At 67.0% G+C, this 23,242-nt stretch carries 19 protein-coding genes; 13 read left to right on the forward strand and 6 right to left on the reverse strand.

The features are described 5' to 3' along the window. Window positions 1-58: 58 nt before the first annotated feature. Window positions 59-3,982 (reverse strand): DUF3683 domain-containing protein, encoded by a 3,924-nt coding sequence (locus tag BMY53_RS04550; RefSeq protein ID WP_177200717.1) that lies wholly within the window; start codon window positions 3,980-3,982, stop codon window positions 59-61. A gap of 678 nt (window positions 3,983-4,660) precedes the next feature. Between BMY53_RS04550 and ugpB the strand changes: the two genes are divergently transcribed. The 5 genes from ugpB to ugpQ are packed head-to-tail and all read left to right on the forward strand — an operon-like array spanning window position 4,661 to window position 9,713. Then, on the forward strand, window positions 4,661-5,986 hold the full coding sequence (gene ugpB / locus BMY53_RS04555; RefSeq protein WP_092944127.1) for a sn-glycerol-3-phosphate ABC transporter substrate-binding protein UgpB: 1,326 nt from the start codon (window positions 4,661-4,663) through the stop codon (window positions 5,984-5,986). A 56-nt stretch (window positions 5,987-6,042) separates the two neighbouring features. Then, on the forward strand, window positions 6,043-6,930 hold the full coding sequence (gene ugpA / locus BMY53_RS04560; protein ID WP_092944128.1) for a sn-glycerol-3-phosphate ABC transporter permease UgpA: 888 nt from the start codon (window positions 6,043-6,045) through the stop codon (window positions 6,928-6,930). 33 nt (window positions 6,931-6,963) lie between these two features. After that, window positions 6,964-7,815 carry a sn-glycerol-3-phosphate ABC transporter permease UgpE gene (ugpE, locus tag BMY53_RS04565; RefSeq protein ID WP_092944130.1) on the forward strand — a complete coding sequence of 284 codons (852 nt, stop codon included), beginning with the start codon at window positions 6,964-6,966 and terminating at the stop codon, window positions 7,813-7,815. Window positions 7,816-7,817: 2 nt separating this feature from the next. Then, entirely contained in the window at window positions 7,818-8,957 is a 1,140-nt protein-coding gene (locus BMY53_RS04570; protein ID WP_092944132.1) for a sn-glycerol-3-phosphate import ATP-binding protein UgpC, read from the forward strand. Window positions 8,958-8,960: 3 nt separating this feature from the next. Continuing rightward, the gene (ugpQ, locus tag BMY53_RS04575) at window positions 8,961-9,713 is read left to right on the forward strand and encodes a glycerophosphodiester phosphodiesterase (protein WP_092944134.1); all 753 of its coding nucleotides are present in this window, start codon (window positions 8,961-8,963) and stop codon (window positions 9,711-9,713) included. A gap of 11 nt (window positions 9,714-9,724) precedes the next feature. On the opposite strand, the gene BMY53_RS04580 is transcribed toward ugpQ, so the two are convergent. The 3 genes from BMY53_RS04580 to BMY53_RS04590 all read right to left on the reverse strand — a co-directional run bounded on the left by BMY53_RS04580 (window position 9,725) and on the right by BMY53_RS04590 (window position 13,949). After that, a complete protein-coding gene (locus BMY53_RS04580; protein ID WP_092944136.1) occupies window positions 9,725-10,363 on the reverse strand; it encodes a GNAT family N-acetyltransferase in 639 nt (212 codons plus the stop codon). Window positions 10,364-10,395: 32 nt separating this feature from the next. Continuing rightward, window positions 10,396-11,760 (reverse strand): MFS transporter, encoded by a 1,365-nt coding sequence (locus BMY53_RS04585; RefSeq protein ID WP_092944138.1) that lies wholly within the window; start codon window positions 11,758-11,760, stop codon window positions 10,396-10,398. 563 nt (window positions 11,761-12,323) lie between these two features. Continuing rightward, a complete protein-coding gene (locus BMY53_RS04590) occupies window positions 12,324-13,949 on the reverse strand; it encodes a gamma-glutamyltransferase family protein (RefSeq protein ID WP_092944140.1) in 1,626 nt (541 codons plus the stop codon). A gap of 240 nt (window positions 13,950-14,189) precedes the next feature. On the opposite strand from BMY53_RS04590, the gene BMY53_RS04595 reads away from it, so the two are divergent. Next, entirely contained in the window at window positions 14,190-14,456 is a 267-nt protein-coding gene (locus BMY53_RS04595; RefSeq protein ID WP_092944142.1) for a hypothetical protein, read from the forward strand. 347 nt (window positions 14,457-14,803) lie between these two features. On the opposite strand, the gene BMY53_RS04600 is transcribed toward BMY53_RS04595, so the two are convergent. Next, the gene (locus BMY53_RS04600; RefSeq protein WP_092944144.1) at window positions 14,804-15,049 is read right to left on the reverse strand and encodes a (2Fe-2S)-binding protein; all 246 of its coding nucleotides are present in this window, start codon (window positions 15,047-15,049) and stop codon (window positions 14,804-14,806) included. Window positions 15,050-15,304: 255 nt separating this feature from the next. Then, the gene (gene bfr, locus BMY53_RS04605; protein ID WP_092944146.1) at window positions 15,305-15,787 is read right to left on the reverse strand and encodes a bacterioferritin; all 483 of its coding nucleotides are present in this window, start codon (window positions 15,785-15,787) and stop codon (window positions 15,305-15,307) included. A 296-nt stretch (window positions 15,788-16,083) separates the two neighbouring features. Between bfr and hemP the strand changes: the two genes are divergently transcribed. The 7 genes from hemP (at window position 16,084) to BMY53_RS04640 (ending at window position 23,242) form a co-directional block, all read left to right on the forward strand. After that, entirely contained in the window at window positions 16,084-16,317 is a 234-nt protein-coding gene (gene hemP / locus BMY53_RS04610; RefSeq protein ID WP_092944148.1) for a hemin uptake protein HemP, read from the forward strand. Window positions 16,318-16,453: 136 nt separating this feature from the next. Further along, complete coding sequence (locus tag BMY53_RS04615; protein ID WP_092944150.1) at window positions 16,454-18,637, forward strand: TonB-dependent hemoglobin/transferrin/lactoferrin family receptor; 2,184 nt, start codon at window positions 16,454-16,456, stop codon at window positions 18,635-18,637. A 32-nt stretch (window positions 18,638-18,669) separates the two neighbouring features. Further along, a complete protein-coding gene (locus BMY53_RS04620; protein WP_092944152.1) occupies window positions 18,670-19,767 on the forward strand; it encodes a hemin-degrading factor in 1,098 nt (365 codons plus the stop codon). Beyond that, window positions 19,761-20,642 carry a heme/hemin ABC transporter substrate-binding protein gene (locus BMY53_RS04625; protein ID WP_092944154.1) on the forward strand — a complete coding sequence of 294 codons (882 nt, stop codon included), beginning with the start codon at window positions 19,761-19,763 and terminating at the stop codon, window positions 20,640-20,642. Before BMY53_RS04620 ends, BMY53_RS04625 begins: the two co-directional genes overlap by 7 nt. Window positions 20,643-20,664: 22 nt before the next feature. Continuing rightward, entirely contained in the window at window positions 20,665-21,732 is a 1,068-nt protein-coding gene (locus BMY53_RS04630; RefSeq protein WP_255370032.1) for a FecCD family ABC transporter permease, read from the forward strand. After that, window positions 21,732-22,511, forward strand: a complete 780-nt coding sequence (locus BMY53_RS04635) for an ATP-binding cassette domain-containing protein (protein WP_092944158.1) — start codon at window positions 21,732-21,734, stop codon at window positions 22,509-22,511. Before BMY53_RS04630 ends, BMY53_RS04635 begins: the two co-directional genes overlap by 1 nt. Next, window positions 22,508-23,242 carry an energy transducer TonB gene (locus BMY53_RS04640; protein ID WP_092944160.1) on the forward strand — a complete coding sequence of 245 codons (735 nt, stop codon included), beginning with the start codon at window positions 22,508-22,510 and terminating at the stop codon, window positions 23,240-23,242. Before BMY53_RS04635 ends, BMY53_RS04640 begins: the two co-directional genes overlap by 4 nt.

The following is a 23,242-nucleotide window of genomic DNA, read 5'->3' on the forward strand; positions in this document are numbered from 1 at the left end:
TCACCAGCAGAAATGAAAAGGCCGGCCTCGCAGGGCCGGCCTATACAGAGCCTCGCGACTAGACGAGGACGCGCTCGATGCCGCCGTTGTTCGCCAAAGAAACGTAATCCGGCATCCATTGCTCACCAAGAATCTGGCGAGCCATCTCGACCACGATGTAATCCGCCTCCAGCAGGCCGTTCTGCAGGTCATCGCCATAGCGGCTCAAGCCCTGCAGACAGCTCGGGCAGCTGGTCAGGATCTTCAGGTTCTCCTGCTCCCCCACCTTGCCCGCGCCGCGCAACTGCGCCTCGGACTTGCGAAGCTCCTCTTCCTTGCGGAAGCGTACCTGCGTCGAGATGTCCGGCCGGGTCACGCCCAGGGTGCCGCTTTCGCCGCAGCAACGCTCGCTCTTCACCACCTCGGGGCCGATCAGCGCCTTCACCGTCTTCATCGGGTCTTGCAGCTTCATCGGCGAATGGCAGGGGTCGTGATACAGGTAGGCCTGCTTGCCCGCCAGGGTCACGCCCTTCTCCAGCAGATATTCGTGGATGTCCACGATGCGGCAGCCCGGGAAGATCTCTTCGAACTTGTAGCCCTGCAACTGGTCATAGCAGGTGCCACAGGACACCACCACGGTTTTGATGTCCAGATAGTTCAGCGTGTTGGCCACGCGGTGGAAGAGCACCCGGTTGTCCGTGATGATCTTTTCCGCCTTGTCGAACTGGCCGGACCCGCGCTGCGGATATCCGCAGCACAGGTAGCCCGGGGGCAACACCGTCTGCACACCCGCATGCCAGAGCATGGCCTGGGTAGCCAGGCCCACTTGGCTGAACAAGCGCTCGGAACCACAGCCCGGGAAATAGAACACGGCCTCCGCATCCGACTTGGTCGTGACCGGGTTGCGGATGATGGGGACGTAGTTCTTGTCCTCGATGTCCAGCAGCGCACGCGCCGTCTTCTTGGGCAGGTTGCCTGGCAGCTTCTTGTTGATGAAGTGGATGACCTGCTCTTTCACCGGCCCGTTGCCCACGGTGGCGGGTGGCGCGCTGGTCTGCTTGCGCGCCAGGCCACCGAGCAGGCGGTTGGCCGTGCGCTGCACCTTGAAACCCACGCCCACCATGGCGGCACGTGCCACCTTGATGGTCTCCGGGTTGGTGGCATTGAGCATGAACATGGCCGCTGCATTGCCAGGACGGAAGCTCTTCTTGCCCATCTTGCGCAACAGGTTGCGCATGTTCATGGTGACGTCGCCAAAGTCGATCTTCACCGGACAGGGGTTCAGGCACTTGTGGCAGACGGTGCAGTGGTCCGCCACGTCCTCGAATTCCTCCCAGTGCTTGATGGAGACACCCCGACGGGTCTGCTCCTCATACAGGAAGGCTTCCACCAGCAGCGAGGTGGCCAGGATCTTGTTGCGCGGGCTGTAGAGCAGGTTGGCGCGCGGGACATGGGTGGCGCACACCGGCTTGCACTTGCCGCAGCGCAGGCAGTCCTTGATGGACTCGCTGATGGCGCCGATGTCGCTCTGCTGCATGATCAGCGACTCATGCCCCATCAGGCCGAAGCTGGGCGTGTAGGCGTTGGTCAGGTCGGCAAAGGTGGTCTGCGACCCCGCCGATGGACGCACCGGGCGCAGCAGCTTGCCCTTGTTGAAGCGGCCTTCCGGATCCACACGGGCCTTGTAGCTGGCGAAATTGGCCAGCTCATCGTCCGTCAGGAACTCCAGCTTGGTGATGCCAATGCCGTGCTCACCCGAGATGACCCCATCCAGCGAGCGGGCCAGCGTCATGATGCGGCCCACCGCCTCATGCGCGGTCTGCAGCATTTCGTAGTTGTCCGAGTTCACCGGGATGTTGGTGTGCACATTGCCGTCGCCGGCATGCATGTGCAGGGCCACCCACACCCGGCCGCGCAACACCTCCTTGTGGATGCGCTTGCACTCGTCCAGGATGGGCGCAAAGGCCGCGCCGGCAAACACGTCCTGCAGCGGCTTGAGGATCTGGGTGCGCCAGCTGGCGCGCAGCGTGTAGTCCTGCAGCTGCTCAAAGAAGCTGCGGCCTTCCGGCTGGACCAGGTCCAGCTGCTGCATCCAGGTCTGCCAGAGGCTGCCCACGTCGTTGAGCAGGCCCAGGGCCTGCTGCACGCGGTCTTCCAGCAGCTCGGCGCTCGGGATCTCGCCAGCATCGTCGCCCTTGCCCAACGGCAACTGGCCGTGGGAGAAGAACTCCTTCAGCGCCTCCACCAACTTCAGCTTGTTGCGCAGCGAGAGCTCGATGTTGATGCGCTCGATGCCCAGCGTGTATTCACCCATGCGCGGCAGCGGGATGACCACATCCTCGTTCACCTTGAAGGCATTGGTGTGCTTGGAGATGGCGGCGGTGCGCTTGCGATCGAGCCAGAACTTCTTGCGGGCGTCGGCGCTGACGGCAATGAAGCCTTCACCCGAACGGCCATTGGCCAGGCGCACGACCTCGCTGGTGGCGCGGGCGACTTCGTCCGCATCATCACCGACGATGTCGCCGATCAGCACCATCTTGGGCAGGCCACCGCGCTTGCTCTTGGTGGCGTAACCCACGGCCTTGAGGTAGCGGTCGTCCAGATGCTCCAGGCCGGCGAGGATGGCGCCGTCAGGCTTCTTCATCTCGGCGAACATGAAGTCCTTGATGTCCACGATGGACGGCACGCAGTCCTTCGGGTTGCCGAAGAACTCCAGGCAGACGGTGCGCACATGGGCCGGCATGCGGTGCACCACCCAGCGGCAGCTGGTGATGAGGCCGTCGCAGCCTTCCTTCTGGATACCGGGCAGGCCGGCGAGGAACTTGTCGGTGACGTCCTTGCCCAGGCCTTCCTTGCGGAAGGTGCGGCCGGGGATGTCCAGGCGTTCGGTGCGTTCCAGTTTCTTGCCGGTGGCGTCGAAGTAGCGCAGCTCGAAGCTGGCGACGTCCACATCATGGATCTTGCCCATGTTGTGGCCGATGCGGTGCACCTCCAGCCACTTGGCCTCGGGTGTCACCATGCGCCAGGACGCCAGGTTGTCCAGCGCCGTGCCCCACAGCACCGCCTTCTTGCCGCCGGCATTCATGGCCACGTTGCCGCCAACGCACGATGCTTCTGCCGAAGTGGGATCCACGGCAAAGACAAACCCATGCAGCTCGGCCAGGTCGGCGACGCGTTGGGTGACCACTCCGGCTTCGGTGAAGATGGTGGCAATTTCCCGGTCCATGCCGGGCAGCACCATCATCTCCACGCCGCGCATGGCTTCGAGCTTTTCGGTGTTGATCACCGCCGTGTTCCACACCAGCGGTACGGCGCCACCGGTGTAGCCGGTGCCGCCCCCACGCGGGATGACGGTCAGGCCCAGCTCGAAGCAGCCGGCCACCAGGGCGGCCATTTCGGCTTCGGTGTCCGGGGTGAGCACCACGAAGGGATATTCCACCCGCCAGTCGGTGGCGTCGGTGACGTGGGCGACGCGGGAGAGACCGTCGAATTTGACGTTGTCCTTGGCGGTGCTTCGGGCAAACACCTTGACGGCGCGCTTGCGCAGTTCGGCCACCTGCTCGAACTGATGCGAGAAGGCGGCGACGGCGGCCTCGGCCGCGGTCAGCAGCTCACCCACCCAGGCGTCTCGCTGGGTGTCGTCTTCCGGGTGGCGGCGGCGCTGCACCTCGGTCAGGCGGTGGCGCAGGGCGCCGATCAGGGCTTCCCGGCGCTTGGGGTTGTCCAGCAGGTCGTCCTGCAGATAGGGGTTGCGTTGCACCACCCAGATATCGCCCAGCACCTCATACAGCATGCGCGCGGAGCGGCCGGTCTGGCGTTCGACCCGCAGTTGGTCCAGCAGTTCCCAGGCGCGCGCGCCCAGCAGGCGCAGGACGATTTCCCGGTCGGAGAAGGAGGTGTAGTTGTACGGAATCTCGCGCAGCCGGGGGGCGGGCGCGTGGGGCTGGATCAGATCGCCGGCCATCGCGGGGTCGGCGGGCATCAGCAGATGCGGTGCATTCATGGCGGCCAGGTGCGTGAGCACCCTGGGTTGCGGCCCGGCACGCGAAAGCGGCAGGGCCAGGCTGGGACACTGGAAATCGGACGGCAAACCGTGGCCCCGGTGCGGGCAGCGCCCGGACTTTTGGTCCGCCAGACCCTGACACGTGTCGGGGGCCGGAAAGGCGTTCGCGAATGGCCGGGATGTCGGCCGGGCCCGGGCGGGGCAATGTCCGGAATCCTACCCTAGCGCCAGAGAGCCCCCCTGGTCCAGGGCCTCTAAGCCCCCACCATGTTTGGGCAGCCCAACGACGCTCGCCCCCCACGGCCGCTGCGGCCTCGATTCGGGATGCCCGCCTAGGGGACCTCTGCATAACTCCCGCGAGCCGAGGTGGCCCTGATTCGGGATGGGGCGCAAGGCACGAACCGGAGCCATAGCAGCGCTATGGCGAGGATTCGCAACGACGGCGGGCGCCCGAAGCTTGGGCAGCCCAACCAACGACGCTCGCCCCCCACGGCCGCCGCGGCCTCGATTCGGGATGCCCGCCTAGGCGCGAACCGGAGCCATAGCAGCGCTATGGCGAGGATTCGCAACGACGGCGGGCGCCCGAAGCGAGGCTGCGGCGGCCGTGGGGGTGTCACAATCTGGGCAAAGCTCTCTCGGCGTGACGCCGGAACAACACCTCAGGAGCATCGGAGACACATGAAGACTTCACTGCTTGGCGCAGCCCCGGCTGCCCTGCTCGCGGCCGCGCTGGCCGCTGGCCCCACCGCCGTCTACGCCCAGACCGAAATCCAATGGTGGCATTCCATGGGTGGCGGCCTGGGAGACTGGGTCAACGACCTGGCCAAGGATTTCAACGCCAGCCAGAAGGACTACAAGGTGGTCCCGGTCTACAAGGGCGCCTACGACGAATCCATGGCCGGCGCCATCGCCGCCTTCCGTGCGGGGAACGCCCCCCACATCCTGCAGGTGTTTGAAGTGGGCACCGCCACCATGATGGCCAGCAAGGGCGCCGTGGTGCCGGTGGGCCAGGTGATGCAGCAGGCCGGTGTCAAGTTCGACGGCGCGGCCTATGTGCCGGCGGTGGCCGGCTACTACACGGCCGCCAACGGCCAGATGCTGAGCTTCCCCTTCAACAGCTCCACCACGGTCCTGCACTACAACAAGGACGCGTTCAAGGCGGCCGGCCTCGACCCGAACAAGCCCCCCGCCTCATGGCCGGAAGTGGCCTCGGCGGCGGCCAAGCTGAAGGCCTCTGGCCACAAGTGCCCGTTCACCACCAGCTGGGTGGGCTGGACGCAGCTGGAGAGCTTCTCGGCCTGGCACAACGTGGAGTACGCCACCAAGAACAATGGCTTCGGCGGCCTGGACGCCCGGCTGGTCTTCAACTCCCCGCTGCATGTGCGCCACATCGAGAACCTGGCCAACATGGCCAAGCAGGGGCTGTTTGTCTACAAGGGCCGTGGCAACACGGCCGACGCCACCTTCGTCTCCGGCGAGTGCGCCATGCAGACCGGTTCCTCCGGTCTTTACGCGAACATCAAGAAGAGCGCCAAGTTCTCGTCCGGGATTGCGCCCCTGCCCTACTACCCGGATGTGCCCGGAGCGCCGCAGAACACCGTGATCGGTGGCGCCAGCCTGTGGGTGATGGCGGGCAAGAAGCCGCAGGAATACAAGGGCGTCGCCGCCTTCCTGCAATACCTCGCCCGCCCGGAAGTGGCGGCCGAGAGCCACAAGCGCACCGGCTACCTGCCGGTGACCAAGGCGGCTTATGAGCTGACCGAGAAGAGTGGCTTCTACCAGGCCAACCCCGGCACCGATGTGGCGGTGACGCAGATGATCCGCAAGACCACGGACAAGAGCCGTGGGGTGCGCCTGGGCAACCTGCCGCAGATCCGCACCATCGTGGACGAAGAACTGGAACAGGTCTGGGCCGGCCGCAAGGCGCCCAAGCAGGGCCTGGATGACGCGGTGCGCCGCGGCAACGAGCTGCTGGAACGTTTCCAGAAGTCGGCCAAGCTTTGACCACGGCGCCGCCCCGGCCTGGCCCGGGGCTTTTCTGACTGGCTCCCCTCCTTTCGATGTCGCAACAAAAACGCGTGGTCTTCCGATCCCGATGGCTGCCCTGGGTCCTGCTGGCCCCACAGGCGGCCGTGATCGCCGTGTTCTTCTTCTGGCCGGCCAGCCAGGCGCTGCTGCAGAGCCTGCAGCAGCAGGACCCGTTCGGGCTGGCGGTGGACTGGGTCGGGCTGGACAACTTCCGCGCGCTGTTCAATGACCCCGGTTATCTGGCTTCGTTCCGCACCACGGCCGTGTTCTCACTGCTGGTGGCGGTGCTGGGTCTGGGCATTTCGCTGCTGCTGGCCACCATGGCCAACCGGGTGGTGCGCGGCGCCACGGTCTACCGCACCTTGCTGATCTGGCCCTACGCGGTGGCGCCGGCCATCGCGGGGGTGTTGTGGCTGTTCATGTTCGCGCCGTCCATCGGCGTCGTGTCTTTCGGGCTGGAGCGGCTGGGCGTGCACTGGAACCACCTGCTCAACCCCGACCACGCCATGACGCTGGTGGTGGCCGCCGCCGTCTGGAAGCAGATTTCCTACAACTTCCTCTTCTTCCTGGCGGGCTTGCAGTCCATCCCGAAGTCGCTGCTGGAAGCCGCCGCCATCGACGGCGCCGGCCCCTGGAAGCGCTTCTGGACCATCACCTTCCCGATGCTGTCGCCCACCAGCTTCTTCCTGCTGGTGATCAACGTGGTCTACGCCTTCTTCGACACCTTCGGCATCATCGACGCGGCCACCCAGGGTGGCCCCGGCAAGGACACCGCCATTCTGGTCTACAAGGTGTATTACGACGGCTTCAAGGCCATGGACCTAGGCGGCTCGGCCGCCCAGAGCGTGGTGCTGATGGCCCTGGTTATCGTGCTCACGGTCATCCAGTTCCGCTTTGTAGAGCGCAAGGTCAATTACTGAACCGGCACTGAACGGACAGAACAGGTTTCCCCCATGGTTGAACGCCGTCCCGCGCTCACGATGCTCGCCCACCTGGTCCTGGTGCTGGGCGTGCTGATCGTGGCCTTCCCCTTGTATATCGCCTTCGTGGCGTCCACCCAGACGGCGGACGCCATCGTGCAGTCCCCCATGCCGATGCTGCCGGGCGCGCATCTGCTGGAGAACTACCAGACCGCGCTGACCGGCACCGGCACCGGTGCGGGATCCAACGCCCCGGTCTCCCGCATGATGTGGGTGAGCCTGGTGTGTGCCGTGTTGATCGCCGTCGGCAAGATCACCATCTCGCTGCTGTCGGCCTTTGCCATCGTGTACTTCCAGTTCCGGTTTCGACAGCTGTTCTTCTGGGCCATCTTCGTCACCTTGATGCTGCCGGTGGAGGTGCGCATCGGCCCCACCTACCAGGTGGTGGCGGACCTGCACCTGCTGAACAGCTATGCGGGCCTGGCGGTGCCGCTGATCGCCTCCGCCACCGCCACCTTCCTCTTCCGCCAGTTCTTTCTGACCGTGCCGGACGAGCTGGTGGAGGCCGCCCGCATCGACGGCGCGGGGCCCATGCGTTTCTTCCGTGACGTGCTGCTGCCGCTGTCTTCCACCAGCATCGCCGCCCTCTTTGTCATCCAGTTCATCTACGGCTGGAACCAATACCTGTGGCCCCTGCTGGTGACCACCGATGAGCAGATGTACCCCGTGGTCATCGGCATCAAACGCATGATCAGCGGGGGCGACGCCGCCAACGACTGGAACATCATCATGGCCACCGCCGTGCTGGCGATGATCCCGCCCGCACTCGTGGTGATGCTGATGCAACGCTGGTTCGTCAAGGGCCTGGTGGATACCGAAAAATAATCATGGCAAGCATTTCCCTGCGCACAGTCGTCAAGCAATACGGCCACGGAGCCAAGGCCAACCCGGTGATCCACGGCGTCAGTGCCGAGATCCATGACGGTGAATTCGTCGTGATCGTCGGGCCGTCCGGCTGCGGAAAATCCACCTTGCTGCGCATGGTGGCCGGGCTGGAGGAGATCAGCGGCGGCGAAATCGCCATCGGCGGCCGAGTGGTCAACGATGTTGAGCCCGCCGACCGGGACATTGCCATGGTGTTCCAGAACTACGCGCTCTACCCGCACATGAGCGTGTTCGACAACATGGCCTATGGCCTGAAGATCCGCCGGCTGCCGGCCGACGAGATCCAGGCCCGGGTGGACAAGGCCGCCCGCATCCTGGAGCTGGGGCATTTGCTACAGCGCAAGCCCCGTGAGCTCTCTGGCGGCCAGCGCCAGCGCGTGGCCATGGGCCGCGCCATCGTGCGGGACCCGCAGGTCTTCCTGTTCGACGAACCCCTGTCCAACCTGGACGCCAAGCTGCGGGTGCAGACCCGCCTGGAGATCCAGGGTCTGCATCGGGAGCTGGGGGTCACCGCCCTGTTCGTGACCCACGATCAGGTGGAGGCCATGACGCTGGCCCAACGCATCATCGTGATGAACGGCGGGCACATGGAGCAGTTCGGCACGCCGGAAGAGGTGTACGGCCGGCCGGCCACCACTTTCGTGGCCAGCTTCATCGGCTCCCCGGCCATGAACCTGCTGCGCGGCCGCGTGGAGGGCGACCGCTTCCGCGTGGGCGACACCACGCTGGCACTGCCCGCACCCGCGCCCCGGCAGGGCGATCTGGTGCTAGGCCTGCGGCCGGAACATGCCATGCCGGTGGGCCGGGGTGCGGGCGAGCCCGGCACCGACGCCTGGCCGCTGCAGGTGGAGTTTGTGGAGATGCTGGGCGCCGAGCGCCTGGTGTATGGCTACGTGGGGGGCGCCGCCCCGCAGGGCCAGCACCCCGTGGGGCACCGTTCGGCGGACGAGCCCACGGCGTTCACGCTGCGCATTGCCGGCACCGACCACCCACCCCAACCCGGTGATACCGTCTGGATGCAGGCGCCTGCCGCGCGGCTGCACTGGTTCGACGCCACAAGCGGCCAACGCGTGGAGGAGTGAATCATGGATGCCCATCCCTGGCCTTGGTCCCTGCCCTTCTGGATTGCCCACCGTGGCGCCGGCAAGCTGGCGCCGGAAAACACGCTGGCTGCGTTCCGCGAGGGCGCACGCCACGGCTACCGGGCCTTTGAGTGCGACGTGAAGCTGGCAGCGGACGGCGTGCCCTTCCTGCTGCACGACGCCACGCTGGACCGCACCACCACCGCACGGGGCCGCGCGGCGGACCGGCCCTGGGCCGAGCTGTCGCGGCTCGATGCGGGCCGCTGGCACAGCCGCGCCTATGCCGGCGAACCGCCCGCCAGCCTGGAGGCCATTGCCGCCTTCGTCCGCGTCAATCAGCACGCGCTGAACATCGAGATTAAACCCACGCCGGGGGATGAGTTCCGGACCGGCGAGGTGGTCGGGCGGGAAGTGATGCGTCTATGGAAGGAGACCGGGCCTGTGTCGCTGCTGTTCAGCAGTTTCGACCCGGAAGCCCTGCGCGGCGCCCGTGAAACGGCGCCGCAGGTTCCCCGCGCGCTGCTGCTGGACAAGCTGCCGCCCGACTGGCTGAGTACCGTGCAGGCGCTGGAATGCCGCGCCGTGGTGACGCATTACGCGCTGATGGATCAGCCACTGGTGGAGCAGTTGCACCATCTGGGCCTGAAGGCGCTGGTCTATACGGTCAATGACGCGGCCACCGCGCAGTGGCTGATCTCCAACGGGGTGGACGGCATCATCACGGATGCGGTGGACCGGTTCAGCCCGACGGCCTGAAGAGCCGCCGGTTACCTGGGCTGGCCGCAGTGCCCCAGCGCCAGGGCCAGCGCCGGGCTGCGCAGCTCATCCAGCGACACCATGCCGTAGACGCAGGTGTCGCGCGGATCTGCACCGACGCCCAGCATGTCGTTGCGCAGCGTGCCTTCCAGCGTGAAGCCACAGCGTTCGGCCACGGCACGGCTGGCCAGGTTGAGGGCATCCACACGGATCTCCACGCGCATGGCCCGGAACTGGGTGAAAGCCATGCGCGCCAGCGCCGTCACGGCTTCGCTGGCCAGGCCGCGGCCGGTGGCGTCCGGGGCCAGCCAATAGCCGATCTCGAAACGCCGGGCCGCCCAGTCCACCCGCATCAGACCCGCACCGCCCGACAGGCGCCCCGGCGCGCCGTCCGCCGCGCGTTCATACAGAAAGTAGGCCAGATGCTGGCGGGTGAGGAACTCGGCCAGCATGCGTCGCACTACCGCCTCGGACTCCTCCACACTGGGCATCTCCTGCGCCCACGGCATCCAGGGCCGCAGGTGCGCCAGGGAGCGCTGGATAGCCAGGTTCAGCACAGGGCCGTCTCCCACGCGGGGAATGGTGAGCAGGACATGGTCCGTGCTCAGCAGTTCCGCCACCTGGATGAGGACGGGATCGTTGTTTTTCATGATGGTCGGAGAGTTCGCGAGGGGAAACCTCGTCAGTTGCCGTTCACCGACTGCAGGTTCAGGCCGCCCGGCTGGGTCTCCACGCCCAGCATTTGATGCTCGTCCGCCACGCTGGGCAATGTTTTCACTGAACGGATGGCGCGCAACTGCCAGGCCACCAGGGTCAGCACCAGTGCGCCAATGCCGGAGAACAGCAGGGCCGCCCGCAGGCTCACATGCTCACCCAGCCAGCCGCCCAGCAAGGCGCCCGGACCAGCGGGGAGCAGCGTGAGCCAGCGCATGGTGCTGGTCATGCGGCCCAGCAGCGGGGCGGGCGTGACGGCCTGGCGCAAGGACAGGAAGTTGATGAAGATCAGCACCGCGCCGACCCCGAAGGCAAACAGCGCAAAGCCGAAGGCCGCGACGCCCCACGCGTTGACCGGTGCCACGGCCAGCACGATCCAGCCCAGGCTGCTGATGCCGAAACCCGTGACCAGGCAAGGGCCAGGCCCCAGCCAGCGGCTGATGCGGTGGCCGAAGATGCTGGCCAGGACGGTGCCGGCCCCGAGCGCCACGTAGGACAAGCCCACGCTCTGCGCGGACAGGCCCAGCACCCGGGTGGCAAACAGGATCTGCACGACCTGGGCGGCCTGGTTGCACATCTGCCAGCCGCCCACGGCCACGGCCAGACTCAGCAGCAGGCGATGGCGGCAGACAAAGCCGACCCCAGCGGTCAGGTCCCGCCAGAAGTGCGAGCGCTTGGGGCGATGCAGTTGCTCGCGCACATGGACGCCGCGCAGGATCAGGGCCGAACTGAGCAGCAGCAGGGCATCCACGGCCAGGGCCAGGGGCGCACCCAACAGCTTGATCAGCGCACCCGCCACGCCCGGGCCGGCGACTTCAGCGCCAGAGGAGGCCAGGGCGTTCTTGGCGTGCGCCTCCACCAGGCGATCCGGGCTGACCACCTGGGTCAGCACGATCTGCGCGGCACTGCCGGCCACGGTGTAGACCGTGCCCAGAAGAAAGGCCACGAAGTACAGCCACGGCATGCCCAGCCAGCCGGCCCAGGCGGCCACCGGTACGCTGCCCACGGCGAAGGCCAGCGTGATCTCGCCCACCACGTAGACCGGCAGCTTGCGCACCCGGTCCAGCCACACGCCGCTGGGCAGCGAGAACAGCACAAACGGGACGATCTCCATGGCGGTGAGCCAACCCATCTGGGTGGGCGAGGCATGCAGCAGCACGGCCGCCGTCAGGGGCAGCGCCAGCATGGTGATCTGCCCGCCCAGCGAGCTGATCAGGATGGAGGACCAGAGGCGGCGGTAGACGAGGTCTCGCAGCAGATCACCGCTGGGGAGACGACACAGGTCGAGGAAACGATCGACGAGTGAGGAGGAAACGAACTGCCTGGCGGGCATGGTGAAACTCCGGGTGGATTCCGGTGGGGACCTGGGACTGACGAAACGGGCACGTCGGGCGGGCGTGCGGTGCGACAGGAGGTGGCTGGGGCGTGGGCGCCGGTGGTGGACGCTGGTGGTGGGCGCTGGGGTGGGCGGTGTGCTTGAGCCGAGGCGGCCGGACGTCCGTGAGGGAGACTTGCCCCCGACGCTCGTCCAACCCTACGGACTACAAGCACTACACGCCCTGCACGGGCTTCACGAGCCACGCGGGTGACCTGGACTCCACGACCCTCAGCGCACGCCTGCGTTCAGGGAGGGTCGGCATCGAAGACGATGCCGATGACGCGTGGTCAGGGTCGTCGCAGCATGGGCGCCCCGCCCTGCGCATGCACGGGCGCTACCACCGACGTCGTGGCGTCAGGTCGGGTGCGGTCGAGCAGCTTGGTCATGGGCAGCATCCGGGTAAGGCAGGAGAGTCTGGATGCTAGCAGGGGCGGGTTCTCCCCTACAAGTGAAGAACGGCACGGTGGCTGTGGTGTTCGTGCACATCTGCGGCACCTCCGCACCCGGGCCGCCGCGCACTACCAGCCGGCAGCGGCGCCATCCCGGCGCGGGTCGCTGGCGGCGACATAGCCGTCCACGGCTGGGTCACCCAGGCGCCAGATGAATTGGCCGGCGCCGAAGTCCTGGTAGCTGTCGTGGATGTCGCCGACCTGGTGGCCCAGTTGGCGCAGGCCTTCGACGGTGGCGGGGTCCATGCTGGGCTCCACGTTGATCGACAGGCCTTCGTTGAAGCGCCAGCGGGGCGCGTCGCAGGCCGCCTGGGGATGCTGGTGATAGTCGAGCATGCGCACCAGCGTCTGCATGTGGCCCTGCGGCTGCATGTTGCCGCCCATCACGCCGTAGCTCATCTGGGGCTGGCCGTCCTTCATCAGGAAGGCGGGGATGATGGTGTGGAAGGGGCGTTTGCCCGGCGCCACCTGATTGGGGTGGCCCGCCTCGCGCGTGAAGCCGAACCCACGGTTCTGCAGCGACAGGCCGTAGCCCGGCACCACGACGCCAGAACCAAAGCCCATGTAATTGCTCTGGATGAAGCTGACCATCATGCCGGACTCGTCGGCGGTCGTCAGGTAGATGGTGCCGCCCTTGACCGGGTTGCCGGCCTTGAAGTCCTGGGCGCGGTTCGGGTCGATCAGGCGGGCGCGGGTGGCGAGGTAGCCGGGGTCCAGCATCTCGTCGGCCTGCACGCGCATGGCGCGCGAATCAGCGACATGGCGGTAGACATCGGCAAAGGCGAGCTTCATGGCCTCGATCTGCAGGTGCTGGGAGGCGACGCTGTCGACCGGCAGCGCGGCCAGGTCGAACTGCTTGAGGATGCCCAGGGCCATCAATGCGGCAATGCCCTGGCCGTTGGGCGGGATCTCATGCAGGGTGTGGCCGGCGTAATCCATGGAGAGGGTCTGCACCCACTCCGGCCGGTAGGCGGCGAAGTCGGCCGCCGTCATGGCGGCGCCGCTCTCCTTGGCAAATGCCTCCACGGCGGCAGCGATCTCGCCACGGTAGAAGGCCTCGCCGCGGGTCTCGGCGATCAGGCGCAGGCTGCGGGCGGCATCAGGGAAGCAGAAACGCTCGCCCACCTGTGGCGCACGCCCCCGAGGCAGGAAGGCCTGTGCGAAGCCCGGCTGGCTGACCAGGTCCGCCACCTCAGCAGCCATGGCCCATTTGCTCTGCACCACCAGAGGCACCGCGTAACCACGCTCCGCAATCTCGATGGCAGGCGCCAGCAGATCGGCAAAGGGCAGCTTGCCGTAGCGCTCACTCAATGCCGCCCAGGCGCCGACTGCACCGGGCACGGTGACTGCGTCCCAGCCTCGGCGGGGCAGCGACAGGCCTTCCCCATGACGGCGGTCGAAATACGCCGGCGACCAGGCCTGCGGTGCCTGCCCGGAAGCATTGAGCCCCTGCAGCGACTGGCCATCCCAGACGATGGCAAACGCGTCGGAGCCCAGGCCATTGCTGCACGGCTCCACCAGGGTCATGCAGGCGGCGGCGGCGATGGCGGCGTCCACCGCATTGCCGCCCTGGCCCAGGATGCGCAGACCCGCCTGCGCGGCCAGCGGATGGGAGGTGGACACGATATTGCGTGCGAATACCGGGGTGCGGACGCTGGGGTAGCCACGGGTCCAGTCGAAGGCGTGCGAAGGCATGAGGTCTCCAAAGACACAGAGGCGGCCGCTCGATCATCACCAGGGTAGAGCGCTCGGCCGATCTTTGTGAGCAATCTTGGCCCGATCCCTCACGACGCACCAGCGGGCAACACCTGCCCCGGCCTTCGACGTTGCTGAACCGTGAAGGTAACGCAATGCAAAGCGGCCAGATTCATGTCAACACCGTGTCATCAGGTGGCGTTGTTTGCTCACCTTGTTCAACAGCCCTGGAGCACCCAGATGCAAGCCCTGAAGACCGTGAAGACCCTGTCCCTGATCCCCGCACTGCTGATCGCCGGTGCAGTCATGGCGCAGACGCCTGCCGCTCCCGCCGCCGCTCCCGCGCCGGCCAAGACCGAAGCCAAGGCAGAGGTCAAGCCCGCCCCCAAGACGGAAGCCAAGGCCGAAGGCGCTACTGAAAAGAAGGTTGCCACCAAGCACAAGAGCGGCACCAAGCATCACAAGGCCGAGAAGACCGCTGACAAGGCTTCCGAAGCCGCCAAGTAAGAGTTCAAGGTTGGTGGCGCCGCCTCGAGCGCGGCGCCATCTCCGGACAGCCGCTCTTCGGGGCGGCTGTGGTCGTTGTGCGAGAGGAATCGAACAAGGTGAAGACGCCTCTCGCACAGCACCACGCCCCATAAAAAACCGCAGCCACCGTTGCCGGTGCTGCGGTATGGGATGGATGCTTCTCTGATCGGGCTTGAAGGATGGACGATCGGCCTGCCCGCCGAAGGTCCTCAAGCATCCGTTGGAAGCTCTCGGAGTGTTGGATGGTGGTGGCCAAGCCGGCGCTGCCACAGCGCCTGACTGGCACGCACCGGAATATTGATCAGTTTTGAGTGCCTGGTAGGCAATCAGGCTGCCTGGGCCACACGCGCGATCGGGATGACGCGCGATGAGGAAGTTGCGCAGCTCACGCCGTGAGCGGCCGCGCAGGCTTGCAACGCTTCGTCGAACACCTGACGCGCGCAATCGTGGCAACTGCCGCAGGCGGACGCCACATGGGTTTCGTCCTGCAGCAGGTCGAAGTTGTGAACGCCCTCGGCCACGCTACGGCGGATGTCGCGGTCGGAAACTCGATGGCAGAGGCAGAGGATCATGGGTGGCATTCGCAGCCGTTCATGGGATGCCGCAGATGCTAACGCAAACAAGAACTCCTCTCAATTGGAAGCCAAAATCCTTTGGTTTTGTCGGACAAGTGGCGAACCTTGCGATGCCAAGTGCGCCTAAAAACAGCACCGCCCGGCTCATTCTTCTGCGGCAGGAGCGCGCTGCGAGCCCCTGATGACGCCCAGCGGCCATAAAAAAACCCCGCCAAGGCGGGGCTTCGAGAGGGGCGCTGTACCGCTGCGAGCTCAGTCCGCCGGGCCGTCGCCGACCTGGCTCTGCAGCCAATTTTGCTCGCCGATCTGGGCCACCAGCTCGATCTGCGTTTCCAGGTGGTCAATGTGGTCCTCGGTGTCCTTCAGGATCTCTTCCAGGACTTCCCGCGACACATAGTCACGCACCGATTCGCAGTGGGCGATGGCTTCTTTCAGCAGCGGGTGGGAACCCGTTTCGATCTTCAGGTCGCAGTGCAGCACTTCCACCGCGTTCTCGCCGATGAAGAGCTTGCCCAGGTCCTGCAGGTTCGGCAGGCCTTCGAGCATCAGGATGCGATCCATCAGCTTGTCGGCATGCTTCATTTCTTCGATGGATTCCTCGTACTCGTGCTTGGCCAGGCGCTCGAAGCCCCAGCTCTTGAGCATGCGGTAGTGCAGGAAATATTGGTTGATGGCTGTCAGCTCGTTCTTGAGCTGGAGATTCAGGTACTCGATGACCTTGGCGTCGCCCTTCATGTTCTTCTCCTCAAAGGAAATCCGAAATCCGACAAAAACCGATAAAGCCGGGCGCGAGGAACCTCTGCATCACTCCCGCGCGACGAGGGAGTGATGCAGAGGTTCCCTGGACCCGCAATGCGCGGATTCTCGTTCAGTCCCTATCGCCTGTGGGGACAAGACCCGGCACTGCCGCTCTTTTTGCGAAGCGTTCGCAGCCGCAGTCGCACCCATCGACGCCAGGCGTCAGCAGCGCCAGAACATCAATTCTCAGATTTCTGTTGATATTGCGAATCGTTCTCATCTAAGATGCACTCATGACTGCTTATCACACCACCCACACCGAGGCCCTGCAGGCCGCCGCGCTGGACATCAGCGCGCGCGTGGCCGCGTCAGGATCGTCGCGCCCGGATGCGACTCCCCTGCCCCAGCGGCGGCGCGTCAACAGCCAGGCACTGTTGGGCAACGAGCGGGAGGTGGAGATCGAGCACGCCGGTCAGTTGTACCGGCTGCGCCTGACCTCGCTCGGCAAGCTCATCCTCACCAAATAACGCTGTCATCCATACGGGCTCCCGCGTTCTCGCGGGAGCCTTCCTTTTCCTAGACCTTCAGGTCCGTCTCACCGACGGCCACCGCACCAGCCCGCGTTCTGCCAGCCCGTGCGAGATCCATTAGGACCTCTGCACCATGTTTCTGCGCCAGACGCCCGTCGCGCTCGCTCTCGCCGCCGCATTCCCGCTTGCTTTTGCGCAGGCCGCTTCTACCGCTTCCACGCCCTCGTCCGACACCACGGCCCAGACCGTGGGCGACGTGACCGTCAGCGCCACCCGCACTGAACGGGCCACGGCCTCCGTGCCCAACACGGTGACCGTGATCACCCGCAAGGATCTGGACCGCCGCGACGCCCGCGACCTCAAGGACCTGCTCAGCGATGAGGTCGACCTCTCCGTCAAGTCCGTGACCCCGCGCTTCAGCGCCGCAGGCGCCTCCACCGGCCGTGCCGGCAACGAAGGCATCAACATCCGCGGCCTGGAAGGCAACCAGGTGCTCATGATGGTGGACGGCATCCGCATCCCCCAGAGCTTCTCCTTCGGCCCCTTCGCCAGCGGCCGTGCGGACTTTGTTGACCTGGACAGCCTCTCCTCCGCCGAAGTGCTGCGCGGCCCTGCCTCCACCAGCTACGGCAGCGATGGCCTGGCCGGCGCCCTGGTGATGCGCACGCTCTCCCCGGAAGACCTGCTCAAGGACGGCAAGACCTTCGCCGGCTACGCCAAGCTCGGCATCCAGACGGTGGACAGCTCCAAGACCGCCAGCGCGGCGGTGGCCTTCAGCAGCGGCGACTGGTCCAGCCTGATCCAGGCCTCGGTGCGCCGCGGCCATGAGACCAAGAATCAGGGCGACAACGACGCGGCCAACCTCAACCGCACCAAGCCCAACCCCACGGACATCGACACCAACAGCGTGATGGCCAAGCTGGGTTACCGCATCAACGCCCAGAACCGCCTCACCGGCACGGTCGAGTACCGCGAGCGCAAGATCGACACGGACGTGCTGACCGGCGTGGCCGCCGCCGCCACCGCGTCCACCTCCGTCATCGGCCTGACCGCCAACGACCGGATGGACCGCAAGCGCGTGTCGCTGGAGCACCGCTACGAAGATCTGAACGCCACCTGGATCCAGCAGGCCACCACCCACGTCTATGTGCAGGACAGCGAGACCGATCAGTTCTCCTATGAGGACCGCTACACCTCCACGGACCGCACCCGTTCCAGCAACTACAAGGAACACCTGATCGGCCTGAGCTCCCAGGCACAGACACAGCTGCAGGGCCAGCGCCTGAGCTACGGGGTGGACATCAGCCGCAACACGATTGAAGGCACCCGTGATGGCACAGTGCCGCCCGCGGGTGAAACCTTCCCCAGCCGCCCCTTCCCCAAGACCAACTACACCCTGGCCGGCGCTTTCCTGCAAGACGAAATCGAGCTGGGCGACGTCTCGCTGATCCCGGCCCTGCGCCTGGAGCACTACAAGCTCTCGCCCGAGACCGAGGGGTACACCGGCGATGCGGTGAACCTGTCCGACCATGCGGTCACGCCGCGCCTGGGCGCCATCTGGCGTGCCACCAGCTGGCTGCAGCCGTACGTGCAATGGGCCCAGGGCTTCCGCGCCCCGACGCCGGACCAGGTCAACAACTCCTTCGCCAACCCGCTGTATGGCTATTCCAGCGAAGGCAACCCCAACCTCAAGGCCGAACACGCCAACAGCTGGGAACTGGGCGTGCGCGGCCAGTTTGGCCCGGCCGTTCGCTGGCAGCTGAGCGCCTACGACAACCGTTACCGCGACTTCATCAGCCAGGAAGTCGTCAGCGGCTCGCTGGCCACGCAGGATCTGGTCTATCAGTACATCAACCTCAGCCAGGCCCGCATCAAGGGCGTGGAAGCCCGCGCGGTCTGGGACGTCACGCCCGGCCTGACGCTGCAGGCCGCCGTGGCCCACGCCGAAGGCCACAGCACCGTGGACGGCGTGGACACCCCGCTCAACACCATCCAGCCCACCCGCGCCACCCTGCGCGCCCGTTATGAGCAGGGCGACTGGTCCGGCTGGGCCAGCCTCCAGCACAACGCGGCCAAGAAGGCCTCCGACATGAGCAGCAGCACCTACTTCGCCACGCCCAAGTACGACGTGGTGGACGTGGGGGGTGCCTACCGCTTCACCAAGAACCTGAGCCTGTCGGCGGCCATCACCAATCTGTTTGACCGCAAGTACTGGCGCTGGGGCGACGTGTCCGGCGTGGCTGCCACCAGCACGGTGCTGGACAGCTACACCGCACCGGGTCGCGCCATGCAGGTCTCGCTGCGCGCCACGTTCTGATCGCCACCATGGCCTTGAAGAGGAGCGACTCCATGCAAGAAGCCCGCTACACCGTGCTGCGCCAGGCCTTCGCCACGGCTCGGCAGGAACGTCGTGCTCGCCATCGCGACATCGCCTCCGCCCTGCACATCTCCGAGGGCGAACTGCTGGCCGCCCACCTCGGCGCCTTCTCCGAGGCGGAGTCGCCGCTGAAAGCGCGTCGCCTGCGCGCCCAGTGGCAAGACCTGATCGCAGCGCTGGAGCCTCTGGGCACGGTCATGGCACTGACGCGCAACGAGTCCTGCGTGCATGAGAAGGTCGGCGTCTACAGCCAGGTCAGCGCCATGGGCCCCCAACGCCAGATGGGCCTGGTGCTGGGTGGCGCCATCGACCTGCGGGTGTTCTACAGCCATTGGCAGCACGGCTTTGCCGTGACCGAACACCTGGCCGACGGCGCGCTGCAGCACAGCCTGCAGTTCTTCGATGCTGCCGGCGGCGCCATTCACAAGGTCTTCCTCAAGCCCGAGAGCGATCTGGCGGCCTACGAGGCCCTGGTGGCGCGCTTCCTCGCCGAGGACCAGCACCCCGGCCTGTCGTTGGGCGAAGCCTGGCAAGACCCAGCCGAACAGCCGGACCATGCGATCAACGTCGAGGCCTTCCACGCCGAATGGGCCGGCCTGCGGGACACGCACGACTTCTTCGGCCTGCTCAAGCGGCACGGCCTGAGCCGCGTCCAGGCGCTGCGCCTGGCGGAGGCGCGTTTCGTGCAGCCGCTGCCGCTGTCCAGCGTGCAGGCGCTGTTCAGCCGTGCGGCCCGGCAGGGCGTGTCCATCATGGTGTTTGTCGGCAATCCCGGGATGATCCAGATCCACAGCGGCCCCATCCACAAGGTCGCGATGATGGGCCCCTGGATCAATGTGCTGGATCCGGGCTTCAACCTGCATCTACGGGAAGACCACATCACCAGCGCCTGGCTGGTGCGCAAGCCCACGGTCGATGGCCTGGTGTGCTCCATGGAGCTGTTTGATGCGCAAGGCCGCACCATCGCCATGATGTTTGGCGAGCGCAAGCCCGGCCAAGCCGAGCGCGCCGACTGGCGCGAACTGCTGGAGAGCATGGCCGAAGGCCAGACGGAGACCGTGCCATGCTGAACCGCCGCCACCTGCTGGCCGCAGCGCCCGCATTGGCTGCGGGCTCGCTGACCGGCCTGCCGTTGATGGCGGGCGCCGCCGCCAAGCCCCGGGTGATCAGCGTGGGCGGCGCCCTCACCGAGCTGATCTACGCCATGGGCGCGCAGGGCGACCTGGTGGGCGTGGACACCTCCTCGCTCTATCCGGTCGCCGCTACTCGCCTGCCCAACGTCGGTTATGCGCGTACGCTGGCGGCCGAAGGCCTGCTGTCGCTCTCGCCGACGATGATCCTGGCCACGGAGGAAGCCGGGCCACCGGCGGTTCTGGCCCAGTTGCAGTCGGCCCGCATACCGCTGCATGTGCTGCGCGCCGACCACCGCTTCGAAGGCGTGCTCGACCGCACCCGCCAGTTGGGCGACCTGCTCGACAAGGCCAGGCAGGCGCAGGCACTCATCGACACGCTTCAGAAGTCCTGGGCGCAGACACAGCAGACGGTGGCCCGCACGGCCGCCGGCCATCGCCCACCCCGTGTGCTGTTCATCCTCTCCAACGCGGGCAACCAGGCACGTATCTCCGGTAGCGGCACGGCCGCTGACGCGATGATTTCCTACGCGGGTGCCATCAACGCGCTGGGCGACGTGCAGGGCTACAAGCTGCTGTCGCCCGAGGCGGCCATTGCGGCGGCGCCGGACGTGATCCTGGCGACGACCCAGGGTCTCGAGTCCACCGGCGGCATCGACGGCCTGCTGCGCATGCCAGGGCTGGCGCAGACGCCGGCCGGCCAGCGCAAGCGGGTGGTGGCCATGGAGACCATGGAGATGCTGGGTTTTGGGCCGCGCCTGCCGCAGGCCCTGGCCACGCTGGCCACGGCACTGCACAACGGCGCGGCCGGCTGAAGCGCCTGCATCGGGACGCCCCATGAGCACCTCTGGTTCCGCCCTGCCCCACCCGATGGCGCCGCTGCGGCGCCCGTGGCCGCGATCGGCCTCCCTGGCGGCGGCCTTGTGCCTGGCGGTGGTCCTGGGTGTCCACCTGGGCGCCGTGCCGATCGCCGCATCGGACTGGCTGCAGGGGCCCTGGCAGGACCACGCCACCACCGCTGGCGCCCATGTGCTGTGGCAACTGCGTCTGCCACGCATCGTGCTGACCCTGGCCGTCGGCGCGGCACTCGGGCTCGCCGGCACCTTGTGCCAGGCACTCTTCCGCAACCCGATGGCCGAGCCCGGCCTGCTGGGCGTCACCAGCGGCGCCGCCGCAGCGGTGGCCCTGGCGCTCACCCTGTTCTCCAGCCTGCATCAGGCCCTGCCGCCAGATGCACGGCTCTGGATCACGCCCGTGGTGGGTTTTGCCGGCGCGCTGGCGGTCTGCCTCACGCTGCAACGGCTCTCGCGCTGGCTGGCGCCCGGCTCCATCGCCGCGCTGCTGCTGTGCGGGCTGGCGCTGCAGGCCATGACCTTCGCGCTGGTGGGCCTGTGCAGCTTCATGGCCAGTGACGACCAACTGCGCGCCATCAACTTCTGGACCCTGGGTTCCCTGGCCGGCGCCACCTGGACGATGGCCCTGGTGATGCTGGTGGCCCTGGGCCTGCTGGGCCTGGGCGCCCGCGCCCTGGCGCCTCAACTGAATGCGCTGGCACTTGGCGAGGCGGCCGCCGCACATGTGGGCATCGACGTCGAACGCCTTCGCCGTGCCGCCATCGCCATCGTGGCGCTGCTCGCGGCACTGGCGGTGGCCTGGTGCGGCAGCATCGGCTTCATCGGGCTGATGGCCCCCCATCTGGCGCGTCAGCTGGTGGGTGCCGATCTGCGCCGCGTGCTGCCCAACGCCATGCTCGCCGGTGCCCTGCTGCTGCTGGTGGCGGACACACTGGCCCGCACGCTGGCCGTGCCGGCCGAAATCCCGGTCGGTATCTTCAGCGCGCTGATCGGCGCGCCCTGGTTCCTGGTGCTGCTGCGCGGCGCGGTGCGCCGCATGGGGAGTGCGTGATGCTAGTGCTGCAGAACGTCCGTCTTCAACTCGGCGCCCTGCGCCTGGGCCCGATCAACCTGCGGCTGCCGGCCGGGGAGCGTGTGGCCATCCTCGGCCCGAGCGGCGCGGGCAAGTCCACGTTGCTGCGCCTCATCGCGCGCGAGCTCAAGTCCGCCAGCGGAGAGCTGCTGCTGGACCGGCGCCCCCTGCACGAGTGGTCATCGCAGGCGCTGTCACGGCGGCGGGCGGTGCTGCCGCAGCAGCATGGGATGGCCTTCGGGCTGCCCGTGGAGCTGGTGGTGGCACTGGGCCGCGTTGCGCGCCAGGGTGATGGCCGCCAGGAAGACATCGTGCGCGCGGCCCTGGCTCAGGCCCAGGCCGACCACCTGTTCGGGCGGCGCTTCGACACCCTCTCCGGCGGCGAGCAGGCCCGGGTGCAATTGGCACGTGTCTTTGCCCAGGCCTGGGACGACCGCGACGGCCTGCTGCTGGTGGATGAACCGCTGGCCGCGCTGGACCCGGGCCTGACGCTCGCGCTGATGAATGCCATCAGCCGCTTTGCCGCCCAGCGCGGCCATGCGCTGGTGGCGGTGCTGCACGACCTCAACCTGGCCCTGAACCACTTCGACCGGCTGTGGATGCTGAAGGACGGGCAGTTGATCGCCGACTGCGATGCCTTGCCCGCCACCCTGCCCCTGCTGGAACAGCTCTACAGCACCCGCTTGCGGCTGCTGGAGGATGACCACGGCATCGCCATCCTGCCCGTGATGCCCCCCGCGCTGGAGACGGTGAAATGAACACCCGCTGGAGCGGAGGATTGGCCACGGTCGGTATCCACGGCCTGCTGATCCTGGCGTTGATCGGTGTCATGCACCGCGCCCCGGTGGTGCCGGCGGTGCCGCCGGCCCTGTTGCTGGTCAGCGCGCGCCCGGTCGTCGCGCCCGCTGCGCCAATGCCCGCACGCGTGGTGCCTGCCATGCCGGATGCGATGCGGGCATTGCCGGACCTTCCCACCGTTGCCATTCCCAACATCGTGATGACCTCGCTGGTCGAGACCAGCGCACCGCCGGAGCGCCCCCCTGCCAGCACCGATGCACAGGCGCCCATGACGGTGGCGATGGCAACAGGCGTGGCGCCCGGGGCCCGATCCATTCCTACGGCCGAGCCCACCGGCGCCGGAACCGCCCCCCGCCCGGACGTCCCGCCCCCGCAGGAACAACCCGCCGCGCTGCCGGCCAACCACCGCGAGTGCAGCGACCAGCAGACCGCCCGCCACTACCCCGCCATGCTGCGTGAGCGTGGTGTTCAAGGCCTGGTGCGCCTGCGGGTGAAGGTGGATGAAAACGGCCGTGCGGCTGAGGTCGTGGTGGCCAACGGCAGCGGCTTCCGTTTGCTGGACGAAGCCGCGCGCCGGGTTGCCGAGTCCTGCCCTTATGTGCCTGCCCGGCGCGGAGATCAACGCCTGGCGAGCTGGATCGAATATGCGGTCCGCTTCGCCTTGCAGCCCGCATCGAGCGCCTCGCTCTAA

This window comes from Roseateles sp. YR242 (assembly GCF_900109745.1).
Classification (GTDB): Bacteria; Pseudomonadota; Gammaproteobacteria; order Burkholderiales; family Burkholderiaceae_C; genus Roseateles.

What these genes read in the sequence shown, in the direction of transcription:
- BMY53_RS04550 (WP_177200717.1), bottom strand. Translation starts at nt 3,982, where the DNA reads ATGAATGCACCGCATCTGCTGATGCCCGCCGACCCCGCGATGGCCGGC.
- ugpB (WP_092944127.1), top strand. Translation starts at nt 4,661, where the DNA reads ATGAAGACTTCACTGCTTGGCGCAGCCCCGGCTGCCCTGCTCGCGGCC.
- ugpA (WP_092944128.1), top strand. Translation starts at nt 6,043, where the DNA reads ATGTCGCAACAAAAACGCGTGGTCTTCCGATCCCGATGGCTGCCCTGG.
- ugpE (WP_092944130.1), top strand. Translation starts at nt 6,964, where the DNA reads ATGGTTGAACGCCGTCCCGCGCTCACGATGCTCGCCCACCTGGTCCTG.
- BMY53_RS04570 (WP_092944132.1), top strand. Translation starts at nt 7,818, where the DNA reads ATGGCAAGCATTTCCCTGCGCACAGTCGTCAAGCAATACGGCCACGGA.
- ugpQ (WP_092944134.1), top strand. Translation starts at nt 8,961, where the DNA reads ATGGATGCCCATCCCTGGCCTTGGTCCCTGCCCTTCTGGATTGCCCAC.
- BMY53_RS04580 (WP_092944136.1), bottom strand. Translation starts at nt 10,363, where the DNA reads ATGAAAAACAACGATCCCGTCCTCATCCAGGTGGCGGAACTGCTGAGC.
- BMY53_RS04585 (WP_092944138.1), bottom strand. Translation starts at nt 11,760, where the DNA reads ATGCCCGCCAGGCAGTTCGTTTCCTCCTCACTCGTCGATCGTTTCCTC.
- BMY53_RS04590 (WP_092944140.1), bottom strand. Translation starts at nt 13,949, where the DNA reads ATGCCTTCGCACGCCTTCGACTGGACCCGTGGCTACCCCAGCGTCCGC.
- BMY53_RS04595 (WP_092944142.1), top strand. Translation starts at nt 14,190, where the DNA reads ATGCAAGCCCTGAAGACCGTGAAGACCCTGTCCCTGATCCCCGCACTG.
- BMY53_RS04600 (WP_092944144.1), bottom strand. Translation starts at nt 15,049, where the DNA reads ATGATCCTCTGCCTCTGCCATCGAGTTTCCGACCGCGACATCCGCCGT.
- bfr (WP_092944146.1), bottom strand. Translation starts at nt 15,787, where the DNA reads ATGAAGGGCGACGCCAAGGTCATCGAGTACCTGAATCTCCAGCTCAAG.
- hemP (WP_092944148.1), top strand. Translation starts at nt 16,084, where the DNA reads ATGACTGCTTATCACACCACCCACACCGAGGCCCTGCAGGCCGCCGCG.
- BMY53_RS04615 (WP_092944150.1), top strand. Translation starts at nt 16,454, where the DNA reads ATGTTTCTGCGCCAGACGCCCGTCGCGCTCGCTCTCGCCGCCGCATTC.
- BMY53_RS04620 (WP_092944152.1), top strand. Translation starts at nt 18,670, where the DNA reads ATGCAAGAAGCCCGCTACACCGTGCTGCGCCAGGCCTTCGCCACGGCT.
- BMY53_RS04625 (WP_092944154.1), top strand. Translation starts at nt 19,761, where the DNA reads ATGCTGAACCGCCGCCACCTGCTGGCCGCAGCGCCCGCATTGGCTGCG.
- BMY53_RS04630 (WP_255370032.1), top strand. Translation starts at nt 20,665, where the DNA reads ATGAGCACCTCTGGTTCCGCCCTGCCCCACCCGATGGCGCCGCTGCGG.
- BMY53_RS04635 (WP_092944158.1), top strand. Translation starts at nt 21,732, where the DNA reads ATGCTAGTGCTGCAGAACGTCCGTCTTCAACTCGGCGCCCTGCGCCTG.
- BMY53_RS04640 (WP_092944160.1), top strand. Translation starts at nt 22,508, where the DNA reads ATGAACACCCGCTGGAGCGGAGGATTGGCCACGGTCGGTATCCACGGC.